A 17,123-nucleotide genomic window follows, 5' to 3' on the forward strand; every position below is an offset into this window, starting at 1 on the left:
AGGAAGGCGGCGGGCAGCGACCGGGAAGAGCGCAACCGCGATATCTCCCCTTACTGGACCTGCAGATCGGCGAAGGCGTCGCGCACATGGTCGGCGACCGCCAGTACAGGCGCCGGCGCATCGCTGATCACCTGCAGGCCGATATTGTAGTGGCCGAGATCCGGCAGGCCGTCGCGCTCGCCGAGTTGCACCATTTCCCCCTGGACGAGGTAACGCGGCAGCGGCGCGATCGCGAGACCGGCACGCACGGCGGCGCGCTGCCCGGTGGTATAGGCGCTGAGGAACGCAATGCGGAACTTGCGGCCGGCGCGCGCGAGTTTTTCTACCGCATCCGCCCGCCAGACGCAGCCGTCCTCCCACATCGACACCGGCAGCGGATCCTTCAGATGCGCGCTGCCGCACTTTGCGCCGGCCCAGACCAGCTTTTCCTGCATCAGAATTTCGCCATTGCGGGGCGTTCCCTCGGTCAGGCTGTTGAAGATGGCGATATCGAGCCGGTGCTCGTCCACCTTCTTGCGCATGGCGTTGCTCATGCCGATCGACACATCGACCGTGACGTTCGGATAGGATTCGGCGAAACGCTTCAGCACCTCAGGCAGGATGCGCTCGCCAACGTCCTCAGGCGCGCCGACGCGCACTACGCCGTTCATATCCGGCAAGAGAAAGCGGGAAACCGTTTCGTTGTTGAGCGACAGCAGGCGGCGGGCAAAGCCGAGCAGCAACTCGCCCTTCGGCGTCAAGGTGACCGAGCGGGCGTCTCGCAGGAACAGCGTACAGCCGAGCATCTCCTCGAGCTTCTTGATCTGCATCGAGACAGCCGACGGCGTGCGGTACACGGTTTCGGCGGCGGTGGTGAAGTTGCCGGTCTCGGCAATCGCGATGAAAGTCTTCAGCACGTCCATTTCGAGAAGCGGAAGCGCATGGCGCATCAGCATGTTCATGGCGTCAACCTCATTCAAAAAAACTGAAAGATAGCTTCACTTCATTTCGTTTGATTGAACATCAGCAATGGCCGATAGTCAAGCTCAAGGACGACGAAGGAAGGAGAAACGCATGTCCACCGCAGCCCTTGTTATCGCCGCTTCGAAGAGTTCCCTCCGTAACAGCCGCCTGCCGCAGGCAGTGGTAAAAAAAGAGCATAGCAGGAGCAACGACATGGTCCTCAACGCCCTCAATCAAATGATTGCCGTCCTCGACGGTGTTGCAAGGCAACGACGCGAAAAACAGATCGCGCGGAATCGGGTGGAAGCCCGGCGCGAACTCGCCAAACTGCCACAGAGAGTCCGTGACGACGTGATGTTTGCGGACCCGCTAATCAATCACCATGTTTGATGAAAGGCATCAAACATATTCGTTGGAATGATAAGTCAGGTTAGGCCATAAATACCATCATGGTCGCGACCGGCTGAGACACTCAGAAGGAGCCATGAAATGTCCAACACTCAGTTTTCATCGGCCTCGGAACGGGCATCCTCCCACTCGTCCCTTCCGGGTCTCTTCAATCTGCAGGTTCGTGCCTGGGCAGTATGGAAGCGTTATCGCCAGGAACGGGCCCTCGAGAACCTGTCCTATGACACGCTGAAGGACATCGGCTTCCCGTCGGTGGACGATGCGGTGCATAAGACCGAACAATGAATGACGGCGTGATCTGTCCCTTCTGAGGGCGTCACAATCCGGATCAATCGAAGGGCATCGCCGACAAGGCGGTGCCCTTTTCCTTTGCGTTCGAACGTGTCGTCGCGCAATCCGAAACGCAATGCGGCCTAGGTCAGCAATCTGCGAGAAGCGACGGCCGACTGAGGAAACAGCCGGCGACAAGCCCCACGAACCCGAGCGCCAACGACCCCACGATGCCGTGGCCCAACCATCCGGCGTGGGCACCGATGGCGGTTGTCGCGACGATGACCGAAACAGTCCAAAGGGCCTTCAGCAGCGAAACGGCGCGCCTCAGAGTTGTCGGCTGATTCCGCCCCACGCAACGTACCCTTCCAAAGAGACCGCCGCATCGCAGGTAGTGTCGAAAGCACGCGCCGCCAATGGCGTGTGATCATCGGCCGATTTGGCTCGTACCGCTACTCGCGGTGCCGTTAATCAGGCTAGCGAGCGATCGCACGAGGTCCACTTGTCTTTTACCGACACCCGCGCCAGCCGTGTGAAGCGTCGCAATCGGCAAACACAACCTTGGAGAGCGCTTTGCGAATGTTGCGTATCTCTAGCAGTTCTTGTCCGATAGCGTCAACAGCGCTGTAAAAACTGTCGCTTTCCTTACAAAAGCCTGAAAGCGGGGCCGAGCCGCCTTTCACCGCGCGATGTCGCAATGCGAAATCTCTTTGCGGTCGCTGCTATCCATGCGAATGTCGCAAACAGACAAGCCGAAGAGTATCTTCCAAGCGACGAATATACCGCATCGCCAAGCATGGGAAGCCTCATGAACAAGCCACTGACCAAAAAGCGTTCTCTCGTCTTCTTCCTGGTGCCGAACTTTTCCATGCTGCCCTTTTCGGCGGCGATCGAAACGCTCCGCATCGCCAACCGCATGCTCGGCTACGAGGCCTATTCCTGGCGCCTCGCATCGTCCGACGGCGAAAAGGTCCTGTCGTCGAGCGGTATCGCGCTCGAGGTCAACTCGTCGCTTGCAGACGAGCGCAAGTTTCTCGGCGGCGAAAACCGCCCCTCGATGGTGCTGGTCTGTTCCGGCATCTATGTCGAGGACTTCAACAACAAGTCGGTCAATGCCTGGCTGCGCGAGGTCTATAACCGCGGCGTCGCCGTCGGCAGCCTCTGTACCGGCGCCCATGTGCTGGCGTCGGCCGGTCTTCTGACCGGCAAGCGCTGCGCCATCCACTGGGAAAACCTGCCGGGCTTTTCCGAAAGCTTCCCGCAGGTCGACGTCTATGCCGACCTCTACGAAATCGACAGCAACATCTACACCTGCGCCGGCGGCACCGCCTCGCTCGACATGATGCTGAACCTGATCGACCAGGATTTCGGCGAGAGCCTCGTCAACCGCGTCTGCGAACAGGCGCTGACCGATCGCGTGCGCGGGCCCCATGACCGCCAGCGCCTGCCGCTGCGCGCCCGTCTCGGCGTGCAGAACGCCAAGGTGCTGTCCATCATCGAACTGATGGAGGCAAACCTCGCCGAGCCGCTTTCGCTGCTCGAAATCGCTGAGGGCGCCGATCTCTCCCGCCGCCAGATCGAGCGTCTCTTCCGCCAGGAAATGGGCCGCTCGCCTGCGCGCTACTATCTCGAAATCCGCCTCGATCGCGCAAGGCACCTCTTGATCCAGTCGTCGATGCCGGTGGTCGAAGTGGCCGTAGCCTGCGGCTTCGTCTCCGCCTCGCACTTCTCCAAGTGTTATCGCGAACTCTACAACCGCTCGCCGCAGCAGGAGCGCGCCGACCGCAAGCTGACGCTGCAGATGGCGCGATAAGCGGCAGATCAGACGGACCAGACAAGGGCGGAGCTTCTCCGCCCTTTTTCGTTGGTGACACTTTCCGCTTGTGCCGTCATGGCGCTTGCACGCGCCGCTTTTTTGGATTGAATGGTCGGCGTTTCAGGAGAGCGAGGAGCACAACGAACGATGGCCCCCGTGGAGATCGATCCCGCCAAGGTTCACGAATTCAAGGACTTCCAGAGCTTCTACGACTGGCTCGCCGCTCACCACCAGAGCGAAACCGAAGTGTGGATCAAGACCCACAAGGTCAGCTCCGGCCTCGCCTCGGTCACGCCCAAGGAGGCGATCGACGCCGTGCTCTGCTGGGGTTGGATCGACGGCGTGCGCAAGGGGCACGACGACAGGAGTTTCCTCCAGCGCTATTCGCCGCGCGGCAAGAAGAGCATCTGGAGCCAGATCAATGTCGACAATGTCGCGCGCCTGATTGCCGAGGGCCGTATGACCGAGCACGGGCTCAAACAGGTCGATGCCGCCAAGGCCGACGGCCGCTGGGACCGCGCCTATGCCAGCGGCAAGGACATGCAGATCCCCGACGACCTGCAGGCGGCGATCGACGCTGAGCCCGAAGCCCGCGAAATGCTTGGCAAGCTCAGCGCACAGAACCGCTTCGCGCTCGCCTTCCGCACCCACAACATGAAGACCGAAGCCGGGCGCAAAAAGAAGATCGAGACCTTCGTCGAGATGCTGAAGCGCGGCGAAACGATCTATCCGCAGAAGAGCAAGTAAAGCGATTGCGGGGCACGACCGAAAGGTCGGCCTTCGTCCTGGCGGACCGGCATAGCCCGAGACCGATCCGGCACCGGCAAGGCTCGACGCCCGACGGTCGGGGGCCCAAAGCTGTTTGCACGCTCAATCTTGGCAATATTCGGCTTGATCATGCCCGGCATCGCCACCGGCACGCGCTTGGCACGTGCAGGGGCGAAAAATGAACGCCGAAGGCGACACGCGTTCTGTCGGACGCACACAAACGTCGCCGTAGCCCTTTGACTTACAGCCCGGCGTCACTGACCGGCGCGGCCGAAGCACGCGGCACCGCCTCCGACGAAGCGTAGGACCGGCGGACCAAAGCGGTTGTCACCCTCCTCGCCCGCGAGGAAGCCCAACATGACGAGGCCCAAGAGCGGCCCGACGACCGGGACGAACAGCGCAAGGTTCCACCACCCGGAACGGCCATGGTCGTGCCAGCGCTTGGTGTTGACCGTGAAGCCGAAATAGAAACTCGCGGTGATGATGAAGATGACAAGCATATGCATAAGGCTGAAGCCCGCGGCATAATTTTCCACGCCCGAAAGCGCCAACAACGCCCCGCCGGCGAACATCGCGGCTATCGCCGCAATGCAAATAACGATCTGCGTCAACCACCAGGCCTGACGTCCGATACGGCCATCAACACTCGTAAACATCTGTAAATTCACGTCGTCTCCCCCCAACAGCCAGTGCGCTTCCAAGTGCCCCCGCGCCGGCCAGCCTTGTCATCCTATAAAAGGTTCCCTCATAAACGGGTAGATGTCTTCGCGCCAAAAAGCGCCCCATGGTTGCACAGGCAGGCGGCCTTGTGCCTGGCATCTCGAGCGTCGCTGGAGGCGGGGCATGGCCCGCCTGCCGCTTCCATAACTTGCGGGTCCTGCACCCACGAGACAACCGGCTTCTAGCCGTGAAACGCCCGCTCCAGTTCGGCGATATCGAGCTTGATCATACCGAGCATCGCCTCCGTGACGCGCTTGGCGCGCGCACGGTCGGAATGGGCGACCATGTCGCCGAGCACCCTTGGCACGATCTGCCAGCACAACCCCCAGCGGTCGCGGATCCAGCCGCATTGTTCGATCTGTCCACCGTTTTCGCTGATCGCGTTCCAAATCCGGTCGATCTCCTCCTGGGTATCGCACTGGATCATGATCGAGAAGGAATGGTTGAACGGATCGAGGGGCCCGGCTTCGAGCGCCAGGAATTCCTGGTTGCCGAGCGTGAACTCGATGGTCGTCACGCTGCCGGGCGGTCCGCTCGGGCTTTCCGCCGGCAAGGTGGTGACGCGGATGATTGCCGAATTGGGAACGAGCGAAACATAGAAGTCGACGGCCTGGCGCGCCTCCTTCGCAAACCAGAGATTGGAAACGACATTGGTCATGATTTGGTCCTCCTCGTGCCGCCTGCTCATGTGCGGTAACCGAAGGACGATCGACTTCGTTCCAAGCCGACAGGTGACGGATCATTATTTCCGAGGGTGGGCCTGCCGGTCTGGCCCGGCAGTTTACGAGGCCAGCGCGTCGAGCAGCGCCAACTCGGAAATCACGCGGTTCCGGCCGGCATGCTTGGCCATGTAGAGAAACTGGTCGGCGGCGTGCAGGTAGTTCTCGAAGGCCTCCGAGGTCTCGATCGTGGCAAGCCCGATCGACACGGTAATCGTCAGCTCCTCGTCGTCGGCGACGATGCGGGATTTTGCGAGTTCCAGGCGCAGCGCGTCGCAAAAGGCGAAGGCGCGCCGCACGTCGCAGCCGTTGAAGAGGATGCCGAACTCCTCGCCGCCGAGGCGGGCGAGCAGATGGTCCTCGCCAACGAGCACGGAGAGGCGCTTGGCCACATGCTTCAGCACGATGTCGCCGATCTCGTGGCCATATGTGTCGTTGAGGCGCTTGAAATGATCGATATCAAGCACGGCGATCGCCGTCGGCTCGCCGCGCCTGAGGCACTGCTCGACCAGCCGCGGCCCCGCCACGAAGAAGTGACGGCGGTTGTAGAGGTCGGTGAGGTAGTCGCTGGCCGCCTGCCGCTGCAGCGTCTGCAGCCGCTTCTGCACACCGGCCGCCTGCGCAATGCGCCCATTGAACTCCGCTTCGAGGAAGGGCTTCTGAATGAAATCCGTACCGCCCGCTTCGAGGAAGCGGGCACCGGCACGCCGGTCGCCGCTGTCGGAGAGACCGATGACCGGCACCGCGCCGTCGCCCCGCCGCCGTTCCACCTCGGCAAGCAGCGCTGCGCCGGACATGTCGGAGAGATCAAGGTCGGTGACGACGAGATCGACGGCCTCGCCGCTGTCAAGCACCTGCAGCGCATCGGCGGCAGATGCGACCTCGCAGACGGAAATCCGCTTGCGCCTCAAGATGCCGGCCAGTTCGCTGCGCGAGGCGGCATCGGAATCAGCAAGCAACACTGTCGTCTTGCCGTTGGTCAGCGCCCGATCGACGGCGCCAATCAAGAGATTGATCGATTCCGGCTGGTGCTTGATGACACAATCGAGCGCGCCGCGCCTGAGGATCTCCTCGCGCGTATGGTCGTTGAAGGCCGCGGTGAAGACGACGGCCGGCACCTGGTTGTCGAGGATGAATTCGAGCGCCTCGCAATTGGGCGCATCCGGCAGGTTGAGATCGAGAACGGCGAGCGAGAAGCTCTCCGGCGACTGCTCCAGCGCTTCCTTCAGCGCCGCCAGCGAGTTGCAATGGGTAACGCGAATGCCGTGGACGGACTCAAGCCCGTACTTCAGCGCCGTCGCAAACATCCGGGAATCTTCGACAAGCAGCATGCGCTTGTCACTGTGCTTCTGCACAGAATTCACCCGGCCTGGCGTGCGGCGCAATCTCACGTCCCTGCAACCCCTCTCGAGCCACAGGCGTGCTTCCCTCAAGGGGTGACGCTGGCTCCCGAAATCTTCAACCCGGCCACTTGCCGCGCCTGACCTTTCGGCCGGCGTGATCCGTGTGACCGGGTTCCCCGCTCCTGCTGCGGCGGATTGAAGACCGTTCGGATTGCAATTTCGTTAATACGGCAACCTGTGCGCGGCGTTTTTGATGCACTCACCCAATAATTCTTAGGGGTTTTTACCCATCCTGCTTTGATGGTTAAGCAGGAACCCTAACTTTTTCACTGAGTGTGCGGATCTTGGTCAGCGTATCCAGGTTCTGGTTGACGCGGCAGTAGAATTCCTCGTTGACGAAGGGACGAACGACGAAGTCGTTGCCGCCGGCCTTGAGGAAGCGCGCCGACAGAAGGCGGTTGGTCGACGACGAAACACCGATGATGCGCAGCTGGTGCGGCCCGTAGGAACTGCGAATGCGCCGCGTCAGCTCGAAGCCGTCGATATCAGGCATGTTGTAGTCGGTGATGACGAGGCCGATATCCGGATTGTTCTTGAGGAGCTCCAGCGCCATCGCGCCGTTTTCGGCCGAGCTGGTGCGGAAGTTGTAGCGCTTGAGCTGCGTCGTCAGCAGCGCGCGTGCGGTCGGGCTGTCGTCGACGATCAGCACATGGTGCTTGTGGTTGGTGAGGAACCGGCAGACCGATTCTGCCAGCATGTCGACAGCAAAGACGCTGTCCTTGATGACGTAGTCGACGATCTCCTTGGCCAGGATCTTCTCGCGCGTTGATTCCTGGAACGAGCCGGTGAAGACGACGGTCGGCACGCTCATCTCGATCAGGTAGTTGAGCGCCTCGCCGTTTTCCGCCCCCGGCAGGTTGATGTTGGAGATGGCGAGCGAGGCCGGGAATGTCGCGTTTTCGACGGCGAACTGCAGATCGTCATAGTCGCGGCAGACGATGACATCGATGTCGAACAGCTCTTTCAGCCGCTTCGAGACCATCGAGGAAAAGAGGTTGGAGTCCTCGGCAAGCACGATGCGGTGCTCGGCAAGGGATTCACCGGAATAATACATTCCGGAAACGCCAAAAAATGACATTGAACGCCTATGTGAAAGAGTGTCCCCCTACAGCTCCGCGCGTTCTTCATGCCCGCCTAGTCGCTGTAACTTGCAGGCGCCATGCTAGAGGAGAAAGGCTTTCTTCGGTGTTAATAAGCGGCCGGCGAATTAACGAGACCGGCGTGCCGGCTTGAGACGTCCGGCCGCCGTGCCGCCGGCTTTTCTCATGCCTCCGGGGGTCGGCCACGCCGCGTCTCGGCGGTCCGGCGGATGACCTCGGCGATCTCCGGATTGCTGCTCGACAGCATCTGGAAATCCTCCGAATAGAGCGACAGCAAAGAGACCTCTGTGGCAGCCGTGACGGTCGCAGAGCGCGGCTCACCCGATATCAGCGCCATCTCGCCGAAGAAACTGCCGGGGCCGAGCTCGACCGGCGTCGGTGACGGCGTTGCAATCGTCACGCGCCCCTCGACGATGAAGTACATCTGGTCGCCCGGCTCGCCCTTGCGGCAGATGATGCTACCTGCCGGCACCGCCCGCGGCCGCAATGCCCTGACGATCTCGACGAAGGCGGCCGAGCCGAGCTTTTCGAACAGCGGCACCGCCGCGACCAGCTGCCAGTTGCGCACGAAATCCTGGCGGCGCACTTCTTCGAAAAACCCGGTGGCGAGAATGCCCGCCCAGAGCGCAAAGATGCCGATACCGCTCATCATCACCAGACCGGCAAGCACCCGGCCGGCCAGTGTCTGCGGGATCTCGTCGCCATAGCCGGTGGTCGACAGCGTCACCACCGCCCACCACATGGCCTGCGGAATGCTGCCGAACTTGTCCGGCTGGATGTCGCGCTCGATCAGATAGGCGACCAGCGATGCGCCGAAGAGCACGATGCCGAAGAGCGAGGTGACGCCGACGAGATTGGGCGCGGCGCGCGCCACCACCCGGCCGAGCAGCCGGAAGAAGGTGGAATGGCGCAAGGGCTTCAAGAGCCAGACTCCGCAATAAAGGCTCTGGTCGCGCGGATCGGCGAACAGGAAGGCGGCCAGCGGAACGACGACGGCCACCATATCGATCACGAGATGCGGCATCAGCGCGCGACGATCCGCCGTGGGCCAGGCGGCGAGCGTATCGGCCAGCTGCAGCACATAGAAAAGCCAGAGGCCGCCAAGCACCACCTCCAGCGACAACCGCGCCGTCGCGCCGAAATTGCGCGTGGTCAGCGCCGCGACGGCGGCAAGGCCGAGCGCTGCCAGCAGTCCGTTGAGCGGCGTGGAAATTCGTAAGGAAGGCCGTGCCGACATTCACTCCCCCAGCGTCCGCTCGCCGACGACGCCTCGGCCGGACGGGGGCGGCAACGCTTTGATCTAAAGCACAATTCACTGCATGAATCGATGCTCATTTAAGGGGATTCGAATTTGTAGCGAAACGGGCCTAGTAGCGGGTGTCGGCCGGCCCCTCGTCGCCAGTGCGTTCGCGATCTTCCTGGTACTGCACGGCACCCTCCACTGGCCGCAGCCAAGGCTCCCGGCGCTTGACCCAGAGTTCGTAGCTCGGCTTCAGCGGCGTCGGCGCCTGGGACAGGATGCCGAGCTTACCTCCGCCTCGCGCGCGTCGACCGAAAAGACGCGCGAGCCGCAATGCGAACAGAAGCACCGGCCCTGGAAATCCGAAATTTCGCCGGAATATTCAAACTGTTCCGCGGGCCAGATGCCATAGAAGGTGAAGGCGGATCCGCTCTCCTTGCGGCAGTCCATGCAATGGCAGATGCCGACCCGGATCGGTTCGCCGCGCACCGAGAGCGCGACCCGACCGCAAAGGCATTTTCCCGATAGCGCCGTCATGTTCCTACCCCCTGTCGCAACCACTGATGCCAGACCAGGGAAACGACGTGGTCGGTTGTTCGGTTCCCGCGCTTGTTGCCGGCATCAAGATGCGCTCTGAGATCGCCTGAACCCGACTGTCTTGGCGGAACCTTTCGCCGTTTGACGTCTTCTGCCGGTATGCCAAACGGAGGTACGAACCATGGCACATGCCGACGAACAGGAGATTATCGACCTCGAACAGGAATTCTGGCGAACCATTCTGGAGAAGGACACCGAGGCATCCGTGGCCATGCTGCCCGAACGCTCGATCGTCGTCGGCGCGCAAGGCGCAGCGGTGCTCACGCCGGACGACTATCGCAGAATGGCAGAACAGGCCGAGCGTTCCTGGAAGCTCAAATCGTTCCGCCTCGACGACGTCAGCGTGGTCTTTCCGCGCGAGGACGTCGCCGTCATCGCCTATACGGTAACGGAAGAGATGGATGTGGACGGGCAGCCTTTGACACTGAAAGCCGCCGACGCCACCACCTGGATACGCGAGAACAGCGGTTGGCAGGCCTGCCTGCACACGGAGTCAGTGCTTGGCGATCCCTTCGGTCGCGACCGCAAGGTAGCCTGAGGAGTGCTGGCGAGGTGGAGCGTAGCGAATGACGGGAAGGCGGTCGGCCGCTTTCCCCTCGACCAATCCTCACCGATAAACCGTCTGCCCCGGCGCCCGTTTTCGGTGTAGGATGCCGGCATGAGTGAAGCCCAGCCTCTGTTCGATATGCTGCGCCAGACCGTGCAGCCTGAAATCGCCGGCGTATTGGAGCGATTTGTCCGGGAAGCGCCGGACCGCAAACTCGGCCGCATCAACGCACTCGCCTTTGCCGCCGAGCACGGCCTCGACGAGGAGAAGGCGATCGCCGCCTTCCTGCATGCTTCCCGCCTCGGCCTTTTCGAGCTTTCCTGGAATGTGCTTTGCCCCGGCTGCGGCGGCGTACTCGATGCCAACACATCGCTGAAAACCGTGCAGAGCGACACCTATACCTGCTCGCTCTGTGCCGCCGGCTATGAGCCGACGCTGGACGAGATGGTGGAGGTGACCTTCACCGTGAACCCGCGCATACGCCACATCGAGGCCCACAGCCCGCACGAACTGACGCCGCTCGAATATTTCCGGCAGATCTACTGGGGCTCCGGCATCGAGCTGCCCGAGGAGGGCTACGAGGCCCAGGTCGACGATTTCATGATCGAGGCGCTGGAATTGCCGCCCGGCGAAAAGGCGGTGATCTCGCTGCAGATGCCGGCGGAATTCATCATCATCTTCGAGCCGGTGACCCATGCCGCGCAGTTCATCGACGTCAAGGGCGAGCCGACCAAGGAGCGGCGCACGCTGTCGCTCGTCTTCGACCGCGGCCATCGCCACGACGAAGCGCTGACCATGCAGCCCGGTCCCTTGCGCATCCAAGTGGAAAACCACACGGATGTCCGCACCCTGCCCTCGGTCTGCATCGCCAACGACGCGCTGCACGATATCCTCGGCCGCCGCCGGCCGTTCCTGACCGCCAAGCGGCTGCTCTCCAACCAGACCTTCCGCGACATCTACCGCACCGACACGATCGACGTAGACCAGCGGCTGAAGATCACCAGCCTCACCTTTCTCTTCTCCGACCTGCGCGGCTCGACCGAGCTTTACGAGCGGGTCGGCGACCTCGCCGCCTTCGATCTGGTGAAGACCCATTTCAGCGTCGTCAACGAGATCGTTGCGGCGGAAGCCGGCGCGGTGGTCAAGACGATCGGCGACGCCGTCATGGCCACCTTCCCGACGCCGGACCGGGCGGTTGCGGCCGCCATGCGCATGCGCGACGCCATGCGACAGCTGAACGAGGACCGCGGCTCGGAAGACCTGCTGCTGAAAATCGGCATTCACGAGGGACCGTGCATCGCCGTCAGCCTCAACGAGCGGCAGGACTATTTCGGCCAGACGGTCAACATCGCCTCTCGGGTCCAACACCTCGCCAGCTCGCGCGAAATCTTTGCGACCGGTTCGGTGCTCGACGATCCGCGCGCCTCGAGCCTGCTCAGCGATCGCGGCCTCAACCCGCAATCGCACAATGTCGCGCTCAGAGGCATCACGAACGAGATCAGCATTTTCTCGATCCCGTGAGGCTGGCCGGGAACGGAACGCCCATATCCCGCGAGCGGCGATCAGCGTTCGGGCAAGCCGGCTTGCCGTAGCGCCTCGGCCATCTGATGCTGCCACTGCGGTATCCTCTCAAACCAGGGCAGTGCCCGATAACGTTCGATCGTGAACCCCGGCTCTGCTGCCAGCAGCTTCTGCGCCGCCCATCGGGCGGTCTCCATGTCCCCGGTCATCGCCGACCAGGCCGCGAGGTGGCGATAGGACCAGGTCACGTCAGGATAGTTGTTGACGACGTCCTGGGCGATCGCGATGGCTTCGGAGAGAGCCCCTTGCATGGCCATGGAAAAAGCCATCCCCAGTTTCATGTTGAATGCGAGCGGGTCTCTCGGGCTCAGCGTCATCCCACGCCGGAACCGCTCCGTTGCGCGTGCGGGATCGTCCGTGAAGATCGCGATCCAGCCGAGCCGAGCCCATGCCCAGGCATTGTTCGGATCAAGCGCCAGCGCCTTTTCGATAAAGGTGGCGGCGCGATCCTGATCGCCGCAGATGCTCATTGCCGCGCCAGCCGCAGTCAAAGCGGTCGGATCGTCGCTGATCGAGCCTGCACCTTCGATCGCTGAACGCGCCTGATCCAGTTCCTGCTCCGGCCGGTCGGTCCAGAGGTAGGAGGCGCTCGAGGCATGGCACCACGCCAGAAGCGCATGCGCGCGGCCGTAGCCGGGATCGACCAGGATCGCCTGCCGAAGCAGTTCGATCGCCTGGTTGTTGCTATCCCTGCGGCGCCCCCAGAGTTTGGGGAAGGCGCGCATGACGAAATCATAGGCGCGCAGACTGGCCGGCGGCTTGCGCTTGGCAAGCTCGATCTCGGCATCGCGGATGGCCGGATGAATGGCGCCTGCCACCTGCGCGGCGATCCGATCCTGGAACTCGAAAATATCCTCGATTGCGCCCTCGTAGCGATCCGACCAGGATTGGGTCCGCGTCTCGGCGTCGACCAGTTGCACGGAAATGCGCAGCCGGTCGCCACCGCGGCGCACGGTGCCTTCAACCACATAGGTGACACGGAGCTCCCTGCCGACGTCACGCACGTCGACGAAGCGCCCCTTGTAGGTGAAGGCGGACTGGCGCGCGATGACGAAGAAATCCCGGACGCGCGAGAGCGCCGCAGTGATCTCCTCCACGACACCGTCGACGAAGTACTCGTCGCCTGGACCGCTCAGATTGTCGAAGGGCATGACGACGAGCGACGGCTGGTCCTTGCTGCGACCGGCCAGCGGCGCCCCGTCGAGGACGCCACCTCCGACAGCGATCTCGTCTTGCCAGTCGACCCGGAAAACCAGAATGGGCCGGGGGATGTTCTTCAAGGTCCGCTCGCCGAGGCTGGTCAGCGCGAAGGGCACCTTGCCGTCGAGATGTTCGCGCACCGCCCCGGAAATACAGATGCCCGACGGGACGGCGATCTCCTGCAGGCGCGCGGCGATATTGACTCCGTCGCCAAGCAGATCGTCTCCCGACACGACGATGTCGCCGAGATTGACACCGATGCGAAACTGCAGGTGGCGTTCGGGGGGCAGTTCCTGCGCATCGAGAAGACCGCGCTGGATTTCCACCGCGCAGCGGACGGCCTGAACAGCGCTTGGAAACTCGGCGACGAGACCATCGCCGGCACTGCCGAAGATGCGGCCGCCATGGTCATCCACCAATTCGGCAATCCGCCCCCGGCAAAGGTCGAGCGCGCGAAGCGTGTTCTCTTCGTCGAGCGCTGCGAGGCGACTGAAGCCGGCGACATCGGCCGCCAGGATGGCTGCGAGCTTTCGATCCACAACGGTGACCGCTCCTGCGGCGGAGGATTTCGTTGTGTTTAATATGCGCGAATTTTCGAATATTCACAGATACCTGTGGCAAGCGAGAGCGGATCAAGACCGCAGCCGGTCAAGAAGGCGCCCCCGGCAGCCGTGCCGCACAACAGCTTGCCTGCTGCGACCTGTCGGCCGCCTAGACCACGGGCGGTATCAGGGTCAACACGTCGCCATCATCCGGAATGAGCAGCCTGGGCAAGGCGATGCCGTGGGCGCTGGCAGCGGCGCGGAGATCACCTCGGCTGACCGGCGCATGGTCGAGCGCCTCCATGTGCGTTGCAACCACGATGCTCTTCTTGGAGGCCTCGCAGACCGCGATCGTCTGCGCCGCATCCATCACGATCAGGGCGCCGTCCCAGCGTGCGCCGCAGGAATGGGTGACGATCACATCCGGCTTCGTATCGTGGATGGTCTTTTCGATGGCCGGATAGAGCACCGTGTCGCCGGCCCAGTAAACCGTCGGCTCGCCCTTGGCCTCAAGGCTGAAACCCATGACCGGCCCCATGTCCTGAACGACAGGACCAAGGCCGTGGCTGCCGTCACGTCGGGTGAGCTTCAGGCCCTGCCACTGCGCCTTGCCGAGAAGGGGCGTGACGTCGCGAAAACCAGCGCCACGGATCGCCTCCTCGTCGCCCGGCTGGCAGAAGATCGGCAGCCCCTTCGGCAAGCGATGCTTGGCGGTGTCGTCGAAGTGGTCCTCGTGCAGATGCGAGATAATGACGAGTTCGACCCCGGCAAGAATGGTATCGGTGTCGAACGGCAGCCCGACCAGCGGATTGGGCGCCCGCCCCGCAAAGGACGGCAGGCTGTCCTTCGGCCCGAGAAAGGGATCGATCAGCACCGTGTGACCGGCATAGTCGAGCTTGAGTGTCGCATTGCGGATAAGCTGGAGCTTCATGGGGTGTCCTCCCTTGCCGGAACCGGCCTTGACCATCGCGGCGATCCTTGCGCATGCGGCAGCGAAATCAAGCCCTGAAATGACGCGCGAGGGTTGAGAAACGCCGCCGCCCTTCACGCCAACCCCGTTCGATGGCGCCAGCATGCGCTGTCCGCTTCACCGCCAGCCGCAATCCCACGGCTGGCCCCTTGCGGTGCGATGACAGGCAAAGGCCCGGCCGCAGGAATGGGTGGCGGAAATCGTCATGCGGCCCCGGCCCGAGCCGCGGGCAAACATCTGCCGGAACGCGACATCGGCATTTGCGGGGCAATTGGCAAAGCTCTTTTTCTGCAGTTCGGCCGGTGGGCTGATCGCACGGGTGCCGGTGTTTTTCTGCGGTGCCTTGATCGTGCCTTGCGTCTCGCCTGGTTGCGGCAGCTTCGCCTCGCGCCGGATTGTGACGCAGCGCCCATCCTTCGCCTCTTCGTTACGGCCGCAAGCAAGCGGGCAGATCCGCACCTTCTCCGACTTCAGGCGACCGAGCACGTCGCTGGAGGGTTCGAGCGTCGCAAGGTCGACCTTTGCGAACTTGCCGAAGGCTTCGAGCGCCTTGCGGCTGCCGGCACCCCAGACGCCATCCTCGCTGCCGGCGCGACAGCCCAGCCGGTTGAGCTCCACCTGTACGGAACGGGCCAATGTCGTGTCGTCGGCATTGGGCGCGGCCAGCGCCGGATCGATGGCCGCCACGGCCTGGCCACCCGATCCGCCGGGCACGCCTTCGGATGTAGGCACTGAAGCCCGCTCGATGATCTTGATCTTTGCCTTGGCGAGCGATGCGAACGCACCGTCGGGATATTGCTGCAGATAGGCGTCGAAGAGGTCGCGGTCGGTCGCATCCTTGATCGTTTCCCAATAGGCAAGCTCGGCGGCCTGACCCGTCGCAGGCGCCTCGGCCGGCGCCGGCTTGCCGTCAACGGCGGGCTTCAGCACCACTTCGCCGGTCAGCGAGGAATTGTCCCAGGGCACCTGCTTGCCGCCGGTTGCCGCCAGCACGTCGCGGCGCACGTCGATCAGTTCGCGGGTAATGTCGCGCCCCGGCCGGCCGAGATGTTTCAAGAGCGCCGATGTGAACGGCGAATTGCGCCCCGATCCGTCGAGGGCAACATTGCCGGGCTGGGTGGAGAAAGCGATCAGCGTGCCGATGCCGGTGCCGACCTTGGCAAGGCCGCGGCCGACCGAGGCGGAGCGCGTGCCCATCGAGCGGGCGAGATTGACCGCTAGCGGATTGTCGCGGCAGGCGTCGAGCAGGATGATATTGACCCGTGTACTGCGCTCCATCGCCGACAGGATCAGGTTCATCGGCACCGCCTCGAATTCGAGATCGACAGAGGAAGCGAGCGTGGCATCGACGGGGGCGAGATAGTTTTCGCCGTTCACCTGCAGGCCGTGGCCGGCATAGAAGAACAACGCGAGGTCGGCGCCGTCGAGCCGGCCGACGAAGTCCCGCACCGCACGGCGCACACCCGAAAGGTCGAGATCAGCGCCCGTCACCACCTCGAAGCCCAGCCCTTCGAGCTTTGCCGCCATGTCGTGCGCGTCATTGCCGGGATTGGGCAAGGTGGCCACATGCTGATAGGCGGAATTGCCGATGACCAGCGCCACCCGCTTTTCGGCCAGCGCCTCCGATGCGAAAAGCACCAGCAGAACGGACAAGGCGATGCGAAGGAATGGCATGGCTCCCCCCGGCAATGCGCGGATGATCGCGACCACGCGCGTCACCCCAACGCCCAAGCGTGCTACCGGCAATGCAGCCTGTCAATGCAAGGAGAGTGTCCGGCAGGCCCGACGCGGGCTTGCCCGCCCGAACGAATGAGAGCTTCGGCGCCCTCGCCCATCCCTTGGGATTAGGCTTCGAGCGAAGAGAGCACCGCGACCGCTACTAAAGGGGCTGCCGGCGCCATCAGCGACGGCACCTGCCGACCTATCGAGCGAATGGAGTGCCGCCCGACAGCGGCGCGCCTGCCGCACCGCTGTCGCGGAATGAAAGGTTACTTGACGACGACGTTGCCGTTGACGATCTCGACGTTCTCATCGCCCTGCAGGCCGATGCGGTCACCGCTCGGCGCGGTGACGAAACAGCCGCTGGGGCAGATCATTTCGGTCGCTCCGGATGCGATCGCCACTTCCACACGGCTTTCACCCTCGACGACGATCAGAACGGCGGTCTCGCTGTCCTTGTTCGTGACAGTCGCGGCACTGGCAGCACCGGCCATCGGCGCGCCGGCCATCAGCAAACCGGAAAGCAAAGCAATCACAAATTTCTTCATCGCCCATCGACGCCAGACGCGCCGCCCTCTTGC

The 17,123-nt window shown here is 63.0% G+C and carries 16 protein-coding genes and 1 pseudogene; 6 read left to right on the forward strand and 11 right to left on the reverse strand.

Annotation, left to right across the window (positions count from 1 at the left end; translation table 11 throughout):
- Positions 1–50 precede the first annotated feature (50 nt).
- On the reverse strand, positions 51–941 hold the full coding sequence (locus IB277_RS09045) for a LysR substrate-binding domain-containing protein (protein WP_110818620.1): 891 nt from the start codon (positions 939–941) through the stop codon (positions 51–53).
- 112 nt (positions 942–1,053) lie between these two features.
- Between IB277_RS09045 and IB277_RS09050 the strand changes: the two genes are divergently transcribed.
- The 4 genes from IB277_RS09050 (at position 1,054) to IB277_RS09065 (ending at position 4,183) form a co-directional block, all read left to right on the forward strand.
- On the forward strand, positions 1,054–1,332 hold the full coding sequence (locus IB277_RS09050) for a hypothetical protein (protein WP_051659126.1): 279 nt from the start codon (positions 1,054–1,056) through the stop codon (positions 1,330–1,332).
- Between the two features lie 99 nt (positions 1,333–1,431).
- Positions 1,432–1,635 carry a DUF1127 domain-containing protein gene (locus IB277_RS09055; protein ID WP_034788135.1) on the forward strand — a complete coding sequence of 68 codons (204 nt, stop codon included), beginning with the start codon at positions 1,432–1,434 and terminating at the stop codon, positions 1,633–1,635.
- Positions 1,636–2,428: 793 nt separating this feature from the next.
- Positions 2,429–3,433: a GlxA family transcriptional regulator gene (locus IB277_RS09060; protein ID WP_034788530.1), complete on the forward strand. Its 1,005-nt coding sequence runs from the start codon at positions 2,429–2,431 to the stop codon at positions 3,431–3,433.
- A 150-nt stretch (positions 3,434–3,583) separates the two neighbouring features.
- A complete protein-coding gene (locus IB277_RS09065) occupies positions 3,584–4,183 on the forward strand; it encodes a YdeI family protein (protein WP_090294043.1) in 600 nt (199 codons plus the stop codon).
- 275 nt (positions 4,184–4,458) lie between these two features.
- On the opposite strand, the gene IB277_RS09070 is transcribed toward IB277_RS09065, so the two are convergent.
- The 6 genes and pseudogenes from IB277_RS09070 to IB277_RS09095 form a co-directional block, all read right to left on the reverse strand.
- On the reverse strand, positions 4,459–4,905 hold the full coding sequence (locus IB277_RS09070; protein WP_143034191.1) for a DUF805 domain-containing protein: 447 nt from the start codon (positions 4,903–4,905) through the stop codon (positions 4,459–4,461).
- A 200-nt stretch (positions 4,906–5,105) separates the two neighbouring features.
- Positions 5,106–5,582 carry a VOC family protein gene (locus IB277_RS09075; protein WP_034788525.1) on the reverse strand — a complete coding sequence of 159 codons (477 nt, stop codon included), beginning with the start codon at positions 5,580–5,582 and terminating at the stop codon, positions 5,106–5,108.
- A gap of 123 nt (positions 5,583–5,705) precedes the next feature.
- On the reverse strand, positions 5,706–6,998 hold the full coding sequence (locus IB277_RS09080) for a diguanylate cyclase (protein ID WP_371813577.1): 1,293 nt from the start codon (positions 6,996–6,998) through the stop codon (positions 5,706–5,708).
- 292 nt (positions 6,999–7,290) lie between these two features.
- Positions 7,291–8,124: a response regulator gene (locus tag IB277_RS09085; RefSeq protein WP_034788121.1), complete on the reverse strand. Its 834-nt coding sequence runs from the start codon at positions 8,122–8,124 to the stop codon at positions 7,291–7,293.
- A 185-nt stretch (positions 8,125–8,309) separates the two neighbouring features.
- A complete protein-coding gene (locus IB277_RS09090) occupies positions 8,310–9,383 on the reverse strand; it encodes a cyclic nucleotide-gated ion channel (RefSeq protein ID WP_110818622.1) in 1,074 nt (357 codons plus the stop codon).
- Between the two features lie 130 nt (positions 9,384–9,513).
- Positions 9,514–9,923, reverse strand: a pseudogene (locus IB277_RS09095) (GFA family protein).
- Between the two features lie 181 nt (positions 9,924–10,104).
- On the opposite strand from IB277_RS09095, the gene IB277_RS09100 reads away from it, so the two are divergent.
- Positions 10,105–10,521, forward strand: a complete 417-nt coding sequence (locus IB277_RS09100; RefSeq protein WP_034788108.1) for a nuclear transport factor 2 family protein — start codon at positions 10,105–10,107, stop codon at positions 10,519–10,521.
- A gap of 120 nt (positions 10,522–10,641) precedes the next feature.
- Positions 10,642–12,051, forward strand: coding sequence for an adenylate/guanylate cyclase domain-containing protein (locus IB277_RS09105; RefSeq protein ID WP_034788105.1), 1,410 nt, complete (start codon positions 10,642–10,644; stop codon positions 12,049–12,051).
- Positions 12,052–12,092: 41 nt separating this feature from the next.
- Here IB277_RS09105 and IB277_RS09110 read toward each other — a convergent pair whose 3' ends face one another.
- From IB277_RS09110 to IB277_RS09125, 4 genes are all read right to left on the reverse strand, one after another.
- Positions 12,093–13,850 (reverse strand): adenylate/guanylate cyclase domain-containing protein, encoded by a 1,758-nt coding sequence (locus IB277_RS09110; protein ID WP_110818624.1) that lies wholly within the window; start codon positions 13,848–13,850, stop codon positions 12,093–12,095.
- Positions 13,851–14,022: 172 nt separating this feature from the next.
- Positions 14,023–14,784 carry an MBL fold metallo-hydrolase gene (locus IB277_RS09115; protein ID WP_192370953.1) on the reverse strand — a complete coding sequence of 254 codons (762 nt, stop codon included), beginning with the start codon at positions 14,782–14,784 and terminating at the stop codon, positions 14,023–14,025.
- A 156-nt stretch (positions 14,785–14,940) separates the two neighbouring features.
- Entirely contained in the window at positions 14,941–16,497 is a 1,557-nt protein-coding gene (locus IB277_RS09120) for a caspase domain-containing protein (protein ID WP_090294049.1), read from the reverse strand.
- Between the two features lie 314 nt (positions 16,498–16,811).
- Positions 16,812–17,090: a hypothetical protein gene (locus tag IB277_RS09125; RefSeq protein WP_034788099.1), complete on the reverse strand. Its 279-nt coding sequence runs from the start codon at positions 17,088–17,090 to the stop codon at positions 16,812–16,814.
- Positions 17,091–17,123 lie beyond the last annotated feature (33 nt).

Origin of the sequence: Ensifer sp. ENS07 (assembly GCF_014852185.1) — a bacterium.
GTDB classification, from domain to species: Bacteria; Pseudomonadota; Alphaproteobacteria; order Rhizobiales; family Rhizobiaceae; genus Ensifer; species Ensifer adhaerens.

What these genes read in the sequence shown, in the direction of transcription:
- IB277_RS09045 (WP_110818620.1), bottom strand. Translation starts at nt 941, where the DNA reads ATGAACATGCTGATGCGCCATGCGCTTCCGCTTCTCGAAATGGACGTG.
- IB277_RS09050 (WP_051659126.1), top strand. Translation starts at nt 1,054, where the DNA reads ATGTCCACCGCAGCCCTTGTTATCGCCGCTTCGAAGAGTTCCCTCCGT.
- IB277_RS09055 (WP_034788135.1), top strand. Translation starts at nt 1,432, where the DNA reads ATGTCCAACACTCAGTTTTCATCGGCCTCGGAACGGGCATCCTCCCAC.
- IB277_RS09060 (WP_034788530.1), top strand. Translation starts at nt 2,429, where the DNA reads ATGAACAAGCCACTGACCAAAAAGCGTTCTCTCGTCTTCTTCCTGGTG.
- IB277_RS09065 (WP_090294043.1), top strand. Translation starts at nt 3,584, where the DNA reads ATGGCCCCCGTGGAGATCGATCCCGCCAAGGTTCACGAATTCAAGGAC.
- IB277_RS09075 (WP_034788525.1), bottom strand. Translation starts at nt 5,582, where the DNA reads ATGACCAATGTCGTTTCCAATCTCTGGTTTGCGAAGGAGGCGCGCCAG.
- IB277_RS09085 (WP_034788121.1), bottom strand. Translation starts at nt 8,124, where the DNA reads ATGTCATTTTTTGGCGTTTCCGGAATGTATTATTCCGGTGAATCCCTT.
- IB277_RS09090 (WP_110818622.1), bottom strand. Translation starts at nt 9,383, where the DNA reads ATGTCGGCACGGCCTTCCTTACGAATTTCCACGCCGCTCAACGGACTG.
- IB277_RS09100 (WP_034788108.1), top strand. Translation starts at nt 10,105, where the DNA reads ATGGCACATGCCGACGAACAGGAGATTATCGACCTCGAACAGGAATTC.
- IB277_RS09105 (WP_034788105.1), top strand. Translation starts at nt 10,642, where the DNA reads ATGAGTGAAGCCCAGCCTCTGTTCGATATGCTGCGCCAGACCGTGCAG.
- IB277_RS09115 (WP_192370953.1), bottom strand. Translation starts at nt 14,784, where the DNA reads ATGAAGCTCCAGCTTATCCGCAATGCGACACTCAAGCTCGACTATGCC.
- IB277_RS09120 (WP_090294049.1), bottom strand. Translation starts at nt 16,497, where the DNA reads ATGCCATTCCTTCGCATCGCCTTGTCCGTTCTGCTGGTGCTTTTCGCA.
- IB277_RS09125 (WP_034788099.1), bottom strand. Translation starts at nt 17,090, where the DNA reads ATGAAGAAATTTGTGATTGCTTTGCTTTCCGGTTTGCTGATGGCCGGC.